At 68.9% G+C, this 13,789-nt stretch carries 9 protein-coding genes and 1 pseudogene; 6 read left to right on the forward strand and 4 right to left on the reverse strand.

Features of this window, described 5'->3' with window-relative positions; genetic code table 11:
• Positions 1 to 15: 15 nt before the first annotated feature.
• Positions 16 to 495, reverse strand: a pseudogene (locus BG482_RS01335) (helix-turn-helix domain-containing protein); the annotation flags it as partial.
• 86 nt (positions 496 to 581) lie between these two features.
• A complete protein-coding gene (locus BG482_RS01340; protein ID WP_079141490.1) occupies positions 582 to 1,223 on the reverse strand; it encodes a gamma carbonic anhydrase family protein in 642 nt (213 codons plus the stop codon).
• 295 nt (positions 1,224 to 1,518) lie between these two features.
• Here BG482_RS01340 and BG482_RS01345 point away from each other — a divergent pair, with 295 nt between their 5' ends.
• On the forward strand, positions 1,519 to 2,157 hold the full coding sequence (locus BG482_RS01345) for a flavin reductase family protein (protein ID WP_069766913.1): 639 nt from the start codon (positions 1,519 to 1,521) through the stop codon (positions 2,155 to 2,157).
• 571 nt (positions 2,158 to 2,728) lie between these two features.
• Here the strand turns inward: BG482_RS01345 and BG482_RS01350 are convergent.
• Positions 2,729 to 4,252, reverse strand: a complete 1,524-nt coding sequence (locus tag BG482_RS01350; protein WP_256096154.1) for a class I adenylate-forming enzyme family protein — start codon at positions 4,250 to 4,252, stop codon at positions 2,729 to 2,731.
• 233 nt (positions 4,253 to 4,485) lie between these two features.
• Here BG482_RS01350 and BG482_RS01355 point away from each other — a divergent pair, with 233 nt between their 5' ends.
• From BG482_RS01355 to BG482_RS01370, 4 genes are all read left to right on the forward strand, one after another.
• Positions 4,486 to 6,111 (forward strand): NAD(P)-binding domain-containing protein, encoded by a 1,626-nt coding sequence (locus BG482_RS01355; protein ID WP_079141493.1) that lies wholly within the window; start codon positions 4,486 to 4,488, stop codon positions 6,109 to 6,111.
• Positions 6,108 to 7,229, forward strand: a complete 1,122-nt coding sequence (locus BG482_RS01360) for an alpha-hydroxy acid oxidase (RefSeq protein WP_069766915.1) — start codon at positions 6,108 to 6,110, stop codon at positions 7,227 to 7,229. Before BG482_RS01355 ends, BG482_RS01360 begins: the two co-directional genes overlap by 4 nt.
• Complete coding sequence (locus BG482_RS01365; protein ID WP_069766916.1) at positions 7,223 to 8,686, forward strand: cytochrome P450; 1,464 nt, start codon at positions 7,223 to 7,225, stop codon at positions 8,684 to 8,686. The genes BG482_RS01360 and BG482_RS01365 overlap by 7 nt, the downstream gene beginning before the upstream one ends.
• Positions 8,687 to 8,851: 165 nt before the next feature.
• Positions 8,852 to 10,420, forward strand: coding sequence for an MFS transporter (locus tag BG482_RS01370; protein ID WP_256096155.1), 1,569 nt, complete (start codon positions 8,852 to 8,854; stop codon positions 10,418 to 10,420).
• Between the two features lie 980 nt (positions 10,421 to 11,400).
• On the opposite strand, the gene BG482_RS01375 is transcribed toward BG482_RS01370, so the two are convergent.
• A complete protein-coding gene (locus tag BG482_RS01375; RefSeq protein WP_069766918.1) occupies positions 11,401 to 11,610 on the reverse strand; it encodes a hypothetical protein in 210 nt (69 codons plus the stop codon).
• Positions 11,611 to 12,737: 1,127 nt separating this feature from the next.
• On the opposite strand from BG482_RS01375, the gene BG482_RS01385 reads away from it, so the two are divergent.
• Positions 12,738 to 13,787: an NADP-dependent oxidoreductase gene (locus BG482_RS01385; RefSeq protein ID WP_069767051.1), complete on the forward strand. Its 1,050-nt coding sequence runs from the start codon at positions 12,738 to 12,740 to the stop codon at positions 13,785 to 13,787.
• The last annotated feature ends 2 nt before the right edge of the window (positions 13,788 to 13,789 follow it).

Below are 13,789 nucleotides of genomic sequence, written 5' to 3' on the forward strand. Positions count from 1 at the left end.
GCGCGGAGGGGGCCACGGCCCCCTCCGCAGCCTCCAAGTCTCTATGCGTTGAAACGAGACGCCCTCCTCGCGGAGCAGGACCCGAAGGCCCTCGTGGCGGATGTCGTCGACCACCGCCTCGGCGACCAGGAAGTCGGCCAGCTTGGCCAGGCTCCAGGTCGAGAAGGGGAGGCCGTGCTCGGCCGGCTTGGACTTGGCGACCTTCTTGATTCCACGGCGTTCTGGGAGGGTGAACGTCTTGGGCCGGCCGCCCTTGTACTTCGGGTAGAGGGAGTCGAAGCCGTCGGCGTTGAAGTTGTGGATCACGTCCCGGACCCGGTCTGCGCTGGTGAACGTCACCTCGGCGATCTTCGCCACGGGCATGCCCTGCGCGGACAGCAGCACCATCTGGGCCCGCCGCCAGGTCACCACCGACCCGGTGCCCCTGCGGATGATCCGCAGCAGCCGCCGACCCTCGTCGTCATCGATCTCGCGGATACGTACTCGTTCGGCCACCAGCACAGCGTGCCGGCCGCGCGCCGCCGCAGTGGAATCCGGACGGTGCGTCATCTCAGCACAGCACAAGGGTCACTGATGCGGCGCTAGCCGAGATTCAGAACCTCATCGTCCGCGTGCGTGCCGAACTCGGCGACGCGCACCTCCGCGATCTGCTCGTATCGACTGATCCGGTCGGTCCACTCCGCGTCGACACCGAACGCCACCTGCGCGAAGCCCACCCGGCCGACGGCCTCGGCCCAGCCCGGATCACCAGGGGCCAGCAGCCGCACCGGCGCGTCAAGCGCCACGGTGTGCGGCGGCACGAAGTACTCGTCCGGCACAACGGTGCGCGCATGGACGAGCGCGCCGACAGCGACAACCGAGCCAGCCCCCAACCGTGCGCGCTGCAGAACCGTCGCCGTGGTCGCCACATAGACGCACCTGCCAACCTCGCAGCCCAGCAGCGTGGCATGCGGCCCCACGAAGACGTGGTCGCCGACAAGCACCGGCTGATCGCCGGCGACCGCAGACCCGCGCAGCACCGCGTTCTCGCAGATCACCGCCGCCTCCCCGACCTCGATCCGAGACCCCTCGGCATCGAGCACCGCACCGTACATCACCCGCGCCCTCGGTCCCACGCGGACATCACCGACCAGCGTGGCCGTCGGGGCGACGTAGGCGGTGGGATGGACCTGCGGTTCATGCCCGCGATGCCGGATGCGGATTCCCTGCGTTTCAACGATCATGAGCGGATTCTCGGCCGACCGACCGCGAGCATGCTGGCGGTTTTCAGACATCACGTCCGTCGAGACCTGTGCCATCCGCGAGCTGAGGCACTACAGGGCGAACGTAGGCTGACGCGGCACCAGGAGCGTGTCCCCGTGATCGGTGGGTGTCCGTGGTCGGGGTGATCGATCCGACCTGCCGGAACGCAACGTCCGATTGCCGCCAGCAGCCTTCGCTTGCTTCAGGGAGAGTCGGTGACGGCTCGTGCACCGCATGGCGAGTCTCTCCAGCTCACATCCCGCGAAAGGCGAACGAATGCACGTGGTCCCCGGGCTCAAGGTGCTGTACTTCGGGACACCGGTGGTGCTGATCAGCTCACGCAACGAGGACGGCACCGCGAACCTCGCGCCGATGTCCTCCGCCTGGTGGCTGGGCCAGTCCTGCATGCTCGGTCTCGGCAACAGCGGGCAGACGACCGCGAACCTGCTGCGCGAACGCGAATGCGTGCTCAACCTGCCCTCATCGGCGATGGTCGACGCCGTTGACCGTATCGCGCTCACCACCGGGACATCGGCCGTGCCGGACCACAAGGTGAAGCAGGGCTACCGATACGAGCCGGACAAGTTCTCGGCCGCGCAGCTGACCGAGCAGGCATCGGAGCTGGTTCGGGCGCCCCGGGTCGCGGAATGTCCGGTCCAGCTGGAGTGCAGGGTCGTCTCGGCGCACCCCTTCGGCGGTCCCACTCCTCATGCCACCGCCTTCCAGGTCGAGGTCCTTCGCGCCCACGTCGAGGAGGATCTGATCGTTCCGGGGACGCACTACGTGGACCCGCTCGGATGGGACCCGCTCATCATGAAGTTCTGCGAGTTCTTCGGCGGTGGACACAACATCCATCCGTCGAAACTCGCCGAAGGCTGGAACATGCCGCATCAGCTCCAGCCAGCGGCCCTCTGAGCTGATACCGCGTGCGTTTCGTGACCATTCGTGCGGGATGATATCGGTATGCGTGATGGGATGGGCTGGGCTAGGCGGAGCCACCTGCGTAATGGGGCGACGAGCCACTCGCTCGGCGATCTCCTGCCTAGTACTCCAGCAGCGGTTCGCTACCTTGGCTGGTCAGAGGCATCGTCGGCAGTGTAGTTGGCCGCTGGTATGTCAGGGGCGGTCTTGCCGGACCGCCCCTCCAGCGAGTGGGCTCCTCGCCCATAGGGGCAGTGGCGGGTGACGGCTTGGCGCTTGCATCGCCATTGCGACCAGCTCGTTACGTGGAGGCGAAGTGGTGGGCGCGCGGGGGTGCGGGATGGGTTGCCACACGAGCCAGCGGACTTCCGCCACGGTGACCGGAACCAGGCTGCCTGAACTTTTCCGCATCGCCTTTTGCGGCCCGCTCGGGCCCCCGCAAGGCGGGCGAGGGCGTTGCCGGTCCAGTGGCCATGGGCTGTGCCAGTCCACTATCTGCTGTCACGACCCGACATCACGGAATCAAACACAGATCCTGCATGAAAAATCGGGTGAAATCGGTTCCTCAGGGGGATTCCAGCAGCGCACGCAGGGCGGCCTTGTCCGGCTTGCCGCTGGGTGCGATGGGAACCTCGGTGATGGTGATGACACGGACCGGGACGCTGGCCTCGCCCAGTTCCCGGGCCACCAGCTGGAGCAGCGCGTCTGTCTCCGGCGCGCTTCCGGGCTGCGGAACCACGAAAGCGTGGATCGCCTCGCCGGTCCGGTCGTCCCGAACCCCGACCACGTACGCCTGGTCGACGTCGGGGTGGGAGGCGAGGACGCGCTCGATGGGGCCCGCGTAGTGAAGAATGGCATTGACGATGACGATGTCGCGTGTGCGTCCGGTCAGACGCAAGTACCCCAGCGCGTCGAGCCGGCCCAGGTCCCGGGTGCGGACCCAGCCGTCCCGCAGGACCTCCGCGGTCTCCTGCCGATCCTCCCAGTAGCCGCAGAACGCGTCCGCCATCCGCACCCACACCTCGCCCGTCCGGCCCACGGGCAGGTCCCGGCCGTCCTGGTCGCGCACGGTCATCTCGACGGTGTCGAGAGCGCGTCCGACACTGTCGGCGAGGCCAGGGTCGGCAACGAGCTCCTCGGGTTCGAGGACGGTGAGCATGCCCGTCTCGGTCTGGCCGTAGGCATGGTGGACCACGGGCCCGAGCAACTCGGCCGCCTCTGTCAGCCGGTGTGGGGCAAGGGGGGAACCGGCCACGACGAGGGCGCGCAGACTGCTCGTGCCCACGGTCCGGTCGCGCACCGCGTCGAGGATGCCGTGTAGGCGCGGCACCGTCGTCAGGCAGGCGGTGATGCGCCGGTCGGCGAACACGTCGGGGAAGTGCAGGGGCTGGTCCGGTATGACGGCGGTGCCCCCGCCCAGCAGCGACAGGCTCAGGTGCTCGAAGACGACGGCGCTCGTGAGCGTGCCGAAGAGCAGGAAGCGTGCGTACCGCGCCGCGAGGCGTCGGGTGCGGTCGGCCCATCGGGCGGGCTGCAGGCTCCACCCCTCGGACAGGGCGCCGTAGGTCACCATCGTGCCCTTGGGTCGACCGGTGCTCCCGCTGGTGAGGTGGATGACGCCGATCCCGTTCCGGTCACCTCGCGGCGTGAGGTCGTCGGGGATGGGCACGAAGCCCTCCGGAGGGCGGAGCGCGCCGCCGGTCTCCAGCAGTGGTATGCCGCCCGCCTCGGCGGCCAGTTCCGGCCGGCTCGCGGCATCGTCCGTCACCACGGCGTCGACGTCGCGGGCGAGGATGTCACGGAGGTGCTCACGGGTCAGCCCCGGGCGCAGCCCCACCACCTGGCAGCCGAGGACATGGGCGGCGACACGGACCGCGAACGCCTCCGGTGTGACACCGGTGTCCAGGGCCACGCGGGCTCCGGCGGTCAGGCCCGCACCCCGCAGTCCCCGGACGAACCCGGCGATCAGGACGAGCACCTCTCCCCTGCTGACGGCGCGTCCCCCGTACTCGAAGGCGGGCAGATCGGGGGCGTCGCGGAACGTGTCGATGAACGCTTGCGGAAAGACTTCCCCGGACTTTTCGTCCACTTCGTCTCCACTCTGGGCCGGAAACAACCGGCGTAAAGCCGGCGTGGATGGCTGGAATTCGACCATGTCGAACGGCGGATGAACTCGGCCGCCAATGACGCCTCACGTTAACCGACAGGGCAAATGCACCACCCCGAGAGGTGTGTGACCTACATCACATGAAAACGGGGTGGCTCTGTGCTTTAACCGGCAAGTACCGTTTTTCCCGCCCTCACGGAAGGCAGGACGACCTCATGTCTGGTTTAGGACAGGTTGACTATCTCGTCATCGGCGGTGGCCCCGCGGGCCTGCAAGTCGGGTACTTCCTCGAGAAAAACGACAGAGATTACCTCATCGTTGAGGAGAGTGACGCGCCGGGAGCTTTCTTCACCCGTTTTCCCCGACATCGGACACTTATCTCGTCCAACAAGGTGCACACCGGCTGGAGCGATCCGGAAATGCGCCTGCGTGTCGACTGGAACTCCCTCCTCTCGGACGCGGGCCCGCTCTTCACCACCTACTCCCCGCGGTACTTCCCCCCGGCCGACGACTTCGTCCGCTACCTGGCGGACTTCGCGCGGACACAGGAACTGCACATCCGCTTCAACAACCGTGTCACCCGCGTCACGCGGCCCCAAGGCGGCCTGTTCACGGCGACGGATCAGCGCGGCAACGTTCTGCGGGCTCGGCGGGTCATCGTCGCCACGGGTGTCTCGCGGGCGTATGTACCGCCCATCGACGGCGCCGAGGAAGCCGAACGATACGACACGGTGTCCGTCGACCCTGCCGACTTCACCGACCAGCGCGTACTCGTCATCGGGCGCGGTAATTCCGCGTTCGAGACCGCCGACAATCTCATCGAGACCGCCGCTGTCATCCACGTTGCCGGACCTGGCTCGCTCAAGCTGGCTTGGCGGACACATTTCGTCGGACATTTGCGGGCCGTCAACAACAATTTCCTGGACACCTATCAGCTCAAGTCCCAGAACGCCGTACTGGACGGCGACATCCTGCGGATAGCGCGGAAACTCGATGGCACCTATATCGTGAGCGTGAAGTTCTCGCGCGTCGCGGAAGCGGTGAAGGACATCCCGTACGACCGGGTCATTCTGGCCACCGGATTCCGTTTCGATGCCTCCATGTTCGATGGCGACTGCCGTCCCGACCTCGTCATCAAGGACCGCTTTCCGCAGCTCACCCATGCGTGGGAATCCGTGAACGTGCCCGATCTTTATTTCGCCGGCACCATCACCCAGTCCCTCGACTTCAAGAAGTCCACCAGTGGTTTCATCCACGGTTTCCGGTACGGCGTGAAGGCGCTGAGCCGCATACTCGAACGCCGGTACCACGACCGGGAATGGCCGCACACCGTCCTGCCCGCCGCCGCGGGCGCCGTGAGCGACGCGGTTGTCGCGCGGGTCAACCGCACCTCGGCCCTGTGGCAGCTGTTCGGGTTCCTCGGCGACGCGGTGCTGGTCGGCACCGACGGTGAGGTGCGCTACTGCGACGAGGTTCCGGTGGCGTATCTGCACGAGGCCGCCGCCCGGGGCGAGTTCGGGGACCTGGCCTCCTATTTCACCGTCACGCTCGAGTACGGTGCCGACCACGACCAGGTCGACCCCTTCGACGTCACCGTCAGCAGGACGCCCCAGCAGGACACCGGCGGCCTCGACGCGCGCTATCTCCACCCCGCGGTATGGCAGTTCCTGCCGGACGGCACCGGCAAGCCCGTCGCCGAGCACCACATCACGGAGAACCTGGAAAACGAGTGGGACAATCCGGACGTCCACGTCGGCCCGCTGCGCTCCTTCCTCGGCTCCCGGCTGTCCGTCGGGGACGACCTCTCGGCCGGCGGGACACTCGCCGCGCCCCGGGCATGACCGGACCGGAGACCGGCCGTCCGCACGATCCGGCCGAACTGGCACGCCTGGCCCGCAAGGAACTGAGTCCGGAGCACTACGACTTCTTCGCCGGCGGCGCGGGCGAGGAGACGGCGCTCAGGGAGAACGAGGATGCCTTCGGCCGGCTGGCCCTGCTCCCCCGGGTGCTGCGCGGCGACGCCGAGCGCGACACCCGGGTGGGCGTGCTGGGCCGGGAGTGGCCGGCGCCGCTCTTCGTCTCGCCGACCGCCTTCCACCGTCTCGCCCATCCCGACGGTGAACTGGCCACCGCACGCGCCGCCGCCGCTACCGGCACCCCACTGGTGACCAGCATGGCCGCCACCACCGCCGCCGCGGACGTCGTCGCCGCGGCCCGCGCGACGGACCCGGAGGCCGTGGTCTGGTTCCAGCTGTATCTGCAACCGGAGCACCAGGTCACCACCGCACTCGTTCGCCGGGCCGAGCGCGCGGGCTGTTCCGCTCTCGTCGTCACCGTCGACTCTCCTGTCTTCGGCACCCGCCACCGGGACCTGCGCAACGGCTTTCACGACCTGCCGCCCGGTCTCGCGGCCGAGAACATGCGGGACCTGCCCGGTGCCGCGCCCGGCAGCACGCGTGACATCGCCATGTGGCCAGCCGGCTGGGACGACCTGTGGCGGCTGCGCGAGCTGACCGACCTGCCCCTCGTCATCAAGGGCGTGCTGCATCCCGAGGACGCGCGGGTGGCCGTCGAGCAGGGTGTGGACGCGCTGCTCGTGTCCAACCACGGGGGACGGCAACTCGATGCCGCTCCGGCGTCGGTCGAGGCGCTCCCGGCCGTAGCCGAGGCCGTCGCCGGACGCGTGCCGGTCCTCATGGACGGCGGGGTTCGCCGGGGCACCGACATGGCCATGGCCCTGGCCCTCGGAGCGCGGGCCGTCGGTCTGGGGCGGCCCGTGCTGTGGGCCCTGGCGACGAGCGGCGAGGACGGTGTGCGCGAGGTGCTGACGGCACTGCGCGAGGACTTCGGCCGGGTGCTCGCCCTCTGCGGCGGACACCGGCCCCAGGACCTCACGGCCGACCAGGTGGTCGAGCGCGGGTTCCCGCGCCGTCCGGGGACAGGAGAGCGGACATGGTGAGCCGGAAGACAGCAGCGGCGCTGGCCGCGGGCGGCGCGCTGCTGCTGTCCTGTCCGGCCTGGCTGCCCGGCCGGGTCGTCGCCCTGCGAATGAAGATCTTCGCCCGCGTCAACGGCGCCGAGGGCATCCCCCTCCCCAACGCCGTCTTCGGCCCCGACCGCTTCCAGGAGATCTACGGCCATGCCGCCGCCGGGGGCCGCAGCAAGGGCGCGGCACTGTCCGACCTGTTCTGGTACTGGCTCGCGCCCGGCGCCGACGTCCACCAGGAGCACCTGGAGGCCGGCGCCCGCTACGACGAGGTGGCTCAGCGGACGCTCGCCATCCTGTCCGGTCCCACCGCCGAGATGTACGCCACCGCTGCACGGACCACCCGGCGCATTCTGGAGACGGCGCACGCGGACAGCGTCCGGTCCGTGCGGCTGCGCGACCTGATGATGCCGGTATGGGCCGAGTTCTTCTACGGGCTGGTGTTCCAGGAGCCCTGTCCGGCCGAGACCCGGCGCCTGATCGTCGCCCACGCCGAGGACGTGGTCAACGCGCTCAAGTGCACCCGGCCGCGCCATATGCGCCGCAGGAACCGGCTGACCCGCTATCTGCTGTGCCGACTGGCCGCCGGTGACGTACCGCACGAACTGCCCGCCGGGCTCTCCCCCCGCCAGCAGGCGTTCTACCTCCAGGGCACCTTCTTCAACACCGCGGTCGTCCAGATGTCGGAGGCGATGGCCCATCTCCTGCTCGTCCTGGCCCAGCACCCGGAGGTACAGGAGAAGGCGGTGGCCACACCCGACGACGACCGCTATCTGTCGTACGTCATGAACGAGACGTTCCGGCTGTTCCCGCTGTTCGGGGTGGCCCACCGCATCACCACCGCGGACATCACCCTCGACGGTCTGCCCACCATCCCGGCGGGCTCCGTCCTCACCTTCAGCTATCCCGACTACCACGCCGCCGGCTACGCCGATCCCGAGCGCTTCGATCCCGAACGCTGGGCTGCCCTCTCCGCCAAGAAGGCCCACCACATCCCCTTCGGCGTCGCCACCAACCGGCCCTGTCCCGCCTGGCGCCTCGCACCGGTCGTCATGCGTGCCGCGACCCGTGAGGTGCTGGCCCGCTACGTGCTCGACTCACCTGTCAGCCACACCCGCTCCATCCCGCACCGCGCTCCCTGTCTGCTCTTCCCGCGAGACAGGCCGGTCCCGGAAAAGACGAGGTGCTTCCTACGCGCCGCACTCACTGCCCGCGATCGGGCCGAGGACGTCGGACGCGGTCTGCTGCAACTGGTCCTCGGGACCTGGATGGTGCTGGATGCCCGCCGCACGAGGCCCGCCGCGTCGTACTTCGCCCGGCACGACACCGAGGGCCGCCCGCTGGCCGCCGACCACGGTGCGCCGGGTGCCGGGGCGGCGTGGGAGCAGGCTGCGGCCACCTGCCCGGACACGGGCCGACGGAGTGTCTGACGGCGGCGCTCATCCCCCATATGTCTCCTCATCAAGGAGTCACTGTTGTCGACCACCCGAGGCAGGCCCGGCGTTCTTCCTGACGGTAGCCCTCGTCCTCGTCGTCTGCCGTCCGACAGCTCTCTTGAAGACCCCCACGCGCGGCTTTCCGTGAGGAGTTGACCCTTGTCTGCGCCACCAATGCCGCTGATACCCCGGCCGTCACTGTTCTGGACGGGCGTCGCCCTCACCTGCGCCGGCGTCGTCGAGCACCTGTGGATGTTCATCGACTCCGCCTCCGTGAACTTTCGCATGTCCATGATGGGAATGTCGTCGGTGATGTGGGCGGCCATGGTCGCCATCGTGGTCGGCGTGGTGCTGTCCGGCTTCGCGATCGTGCAGCCGCGGACAGCCGGTCCCGGTGCCGCCTCCACTCCGGCCGGCACCACGGCGGCGAGCCGGCATCGCCTCATCGCCATTCTGAGCTTCGCCCTTCTGGTGGACCAGATGAAGCCCGCCACCCTGGCATTCATCTCGCCCGGCTTGCGGGCCGAGTACCACCTCAGCGCCGCCGACGTCTCGTGGCTGCCCACGGTGGCGCTGACCGGCACCGTGCTCGGATCGCTCGTGTGGGGACGCGCGGCGGACCGCATCGGCCGCCGGGCCACCATCCTCATCGCCTCCCTGCTCTTCCTCGGCACCACGGTGTGCGGCGCCATGCCGACCTTCGGTGGCACCCTCGCCACGTGCGCCCTCATGGGGATGGCGGCGGGAGGCATGCTGCCTGTCGTCTACGCCCTGATGACCGAGAGCCTGCCGCCCGGCCGACGCGCGGCCATCATGGTCCTGCAGGCCGGACTCACCACCACCGGCGGCTACATGGCCGCCTCCGGACTGGCCGCCGTTCTCATTCCGCTGGCCGGCTGGCGCGTGACGTGGTTCGCGCAGCTCCCCCTGGTCCTGATCCTGATCGCGCTGAACCGCTGGATTCCCGAATCGGCCGCCTTCACCACCCGCCAGACACGGACGAAGCAGGTCCCAGCCTCTACCCTGTTCACACCCCCGCAGACGGCCAAAACGCTGGTGGTCAGCGCCTACGCACTGGCCTGGGGCCTCGTCTACTGGGGCTTCATCACCTTTCTGCCCAGCCAACTGGAGTCCTCCGGCCGTCACGGCATGTCCGCCGCCACCTTGTTGTTCATCTCGTCGCTGCTCGCCATCCCCACCTGCGCGATCGGTGCATGGCTCTACATGCGCTGGTCGGCCAAGGGCACCATGGTCGTCTACGCGGCCCTCACCGTCGCCGCCCTCCTGACGCTGGCAGCCGTCGGCATGGACGGCAGCCGGCCCCTCCTGCTGGCCACCGTGATGCTGCTGTTCGCCGGCACAGCCGGCGTCATCGCGCTCATCGGCCCCTACACGGCCGAGATCTACCCCGTGGCCATCCGGGGCACCGCCGGCGGATGGGCTGCGGCGGTCGGCAAGTCCGGCGGAGCCTTCGGGCCGCCCCTGATCGCCCTGGTCCTCTCGGCGCCGGGAGGCATCCGCACCGCCGCGGTGTTCGTCGCGCTCCCCATGGCCCTGGCAGGACTCGCCGTCGCCAGTCGTGGGAGCACCCCGCAGGCCGTCGCCCAGCCCCCATCGGGCACCACTCCGCTGGTCGCCGAACCAGACGATTCGGTCGGCAGCGACGCTGTTGCCGCCCAGACCACGGAGACAGCACACCTGTCGGGCGAGGGCGGTACGGCGGCATGACCGGCGGCATCAACGGTCCGGCACTCGCCGCCTTCGCCCCCATCCTGCTCGTCACCATGCTGGGCATGGATTTTTCACCGATTCCGGGCTCTGCGCGGCCATCATCGACCGGCTGACCTCCTCACGCCCCGGTTCGGCGGTCAGCCGACCTCGAAGCCGTGTCCCAGCTTCTTCCGCGGCCACAACGCTGGTGCTGTGGCCGCATAGGTTCATCGGTTTCGCACGAGGTCCGGTAGGTCTCTGCGAACTGGCCAGCAACATTCCCGTACGCCGTTCGTCGAACAGGTGCCGAGACTGCCCGAGCGGCACCGCCGCTCCGGTGTCGGGCTGACAGACTGGCTGCAGTCGATCGCGAACGAGCTCGGCAGCCGTCGGCCGCGCGGCTGTGCCGACGCCTGCGGCAGGTCGCGGGCCGGGCCCGGTTGCTCAGGCTGCTGACGGCGCCGAGGACGCGGACACAGCGCATGAAGCACCGACGAGTCGCCTGGCTCCGAGACGCTGCGGTCCCACCGCGTCCAGGACCGTGAGGCCGAGCCGGCACCTCGAACCGCACCTTGGCCACATCAAGCGCCGTGACCTCAAACTCCGGCACGTCGAGGCCCTGTACGACGCGAACTAGCGAGAGAACTCCGAGCGGTTGCTTCACCACGCCGAGCCATCCCAGCCGGTCAGGCTGACGGGATCGCCGTTCCGCCAGCGTGTTCCCCTCTGGCCGTTTCCAGTACGGGCCGTTTCGGCCCGGGCGCTTTCCGCTGGCCGTACAGAACACTTCAGCAATCCAGGCATCCCGCGACGGTGTCGGGCGTCGACTCCCCAGCCCCTTCGGCGCCGCAAGCCACAGGTGCAGCGGGAGGGTGGTGACGGGCGCCCTCATGCGGCCCCTCTCCGTTGGCCGGCCCTGCGCCGCGGGGCCCGTATGCAGGTCCTGGCCCGTCTGGAGACCGGGCGCAGTGGCATTGGACGAGACGGAGGCCCGGTCGTCAGGCGCTCGTCTCGGTCTTCTCCATACGCTCGAGAATCTTGTTCGTGATGGCGATGGCCTCCTGGTCGTCTCCGGCGGCCCGGGCGGCCTTGGCCTCATCGAGGCGCTCCTCGATCGCACTGATCAGATCCTCATCCATGGAGTCCCCCGCCGTGAGCAAGCCGCTCTCGATCTTCCGAATGTTGATCGCCGCACGATTCTCGGTCATCCGCGCTCCTCAGTCAGTCAGTCAATTACCTTTTGTGACTAACTTTGCACGCTGCGGAGTCAACCGCAATCGGCCTCTCGGGTGGCTGAGCACCGGCAGTTCGAGTGCCGCGCCGACGCCCGCCCACGGTGCACAGGGAGTCTGCAGCGGCGGGCGTGGAGCCTGAGCCGGGCAGGCACCACCGACCGCGCCGGCAGGCATGGCCACCGGCCGCAACGGCAACCCGGCGTCATTCACTGCCGTGAAGGCCAGGGCGAAACCCGAGGCGCCGTCCGCTCTGCGCGCTGAGACCAGGGCCGGTCAGCTGGCTCCGGAGCGGTGGGGCTTTGGTGCATGGGGGCGGGGCCGTGCTCCGAGGCCGGCGAAGTGTGCGCAGAGTGCCCGTCCCGGCAGCTGCAGAGCCCTGTCACTCGCAGTGGAGGGGGTGGTGTGCTCAGGCGTCGCGGACGGCTCGCCGGATGCGACCCGGACGGCGGCCGGACCTCGTCGCCAGGCGTCCAGCAGAGTCGTCGTGGCGTTTCATCGCCTCCATCGTCACGCGGCTCAACGCATTGACCGGCACCAAGCAGACCGGGTGCGTCGTGCTGACCGTCCGCGCCGTCACGCCCTACCTGCACACCGATACCGTGCGCGGGTCCGCCCCGAGCTCGGGGTACGCGCTGCCCCGCTGTTCGCGCTCAGACCTCGGGCAGCCCGACGGCGGCGCGGTCCGCGTCGATCAGAGACAGAAGTCGGCCCAGCGGGAGTCCGCTCCCGCGAACCTGTTGTCGCGTTCGACGCCGCGGACGTCCGCCCGGCAAAGGAGCCCGAGCGCGAAGCCGTCTCTGCCGACGCTGGCACGGAGCCGTTGAGCTGGTTGAAGCAGTGTGCGACGACGTCGTGTCGGCGCACCTCGGCACGGCGCCGGAGTGAGCTCCTGCGGACTCGTCGTTCGCCGGCCGCTAATGGGTTGCGTGGATAGGCAGCTTGGCTGGGGTGGGAGGTGGCGCAGGCAGGGTTCTCAATGCCATCGAGTTATTCACCCTCTGTCCCTGCCAGGGTTTGTTCGGGTTCGGGTCGGTCCTCGCACCTGCCATTGGCAGAACGCGTTGACCTTCACGCTTGGGTCAATCCCTAGCGTGGCCGTCATGAATTCCTCCTTGAAGAGCACACCGGCGTCCCTCCGTCCCGACATTCCTCGTAACGGGCTGGAGGTCCGGCTCGTCGCGCGACCCCAGGGGCTCCCGACTCTCGACTGCTTCGAGATCACCGAGGTTGCCGTCCCGGATCTCGCACCGGGCCAGGTGCTGGTCCGTAACCTGTTCATGTCACTCGACCCGGGCATGCTCATGTTGATGGAGGGCGAGTCCGGCCTGCCGATGCCCCGCTACGAGGTCGGTGAGGTGATGTACGGGGACGCCATCGGTGAGGTGGTCGCCTCGGCGGATCCGTCACTGGACGAAGGAGACCTGGTCCTACATCGGCTGGGCTGGCGGGAGTACGCCATGTCCGGGGCCGGGGCGTTCCGCCGCGTCGACAATGACGCCTACCCATCTCCTTCCATGCATCTGGGTTTCGGGCTGGTCGCCTACGTCGGGCTCATGAACGCGGCGGAGCTGCGGCCTGGCGACACCGTCTTCGTCTCCAGCGCGGCGGGGGCGACGGGGAGCATGGCCGGTCAGATCGCCCGGCTCAAGGGAGCAGCCCGAGTGATCGGCAGCGCCGGTTCACGGGACAAGGTCGCCCACCTGACCGAGAAGCTCGGTTTCGACGCGGCGTTCGACTACCACGACGGCCCCGTCGTCGACCGACTGCGCGAAGCCGCTCCCGACGGCATCGACGTCTATTTCGACAACGTGGGGGGCGAGCAGCTGCGGGCCGCGATCGAGGTCATGAAGGTGCATGGCCGCATCGCCGTCTGCGGAGCCCTCAACCGGCAGAGCACGGCCCGTCCCGACGAGGGCCCCGGTGATCTGCTCAGCGTCCTCGGCAAGCGCCTGAACATCCGTGGCTTCACCCTGTGGGACCACCTGGAGCGTGCCGAGGAGTTCGGCGCGCAGTTTCGTAGCTGGCTGCGCGAAGGGTCGATCGTCTACGACGAGACGGTGATCGAGGGGCTGGCGAGCGCGCCGCAGGCGCTGCTCGATCTCGTCCGCGGCGTGTACACCGGGAAGACTGTGGTCCGGCTCGGAGGTTGACC

Source organism: Streptomyces sp. LUP30, from assembly GCF_001746365.1.
Classification (GTDB): Bacteria; Actinomycetota; Actinomycetes; order Streptomycetales; family Streptomycetaceae; genus Streptomyces.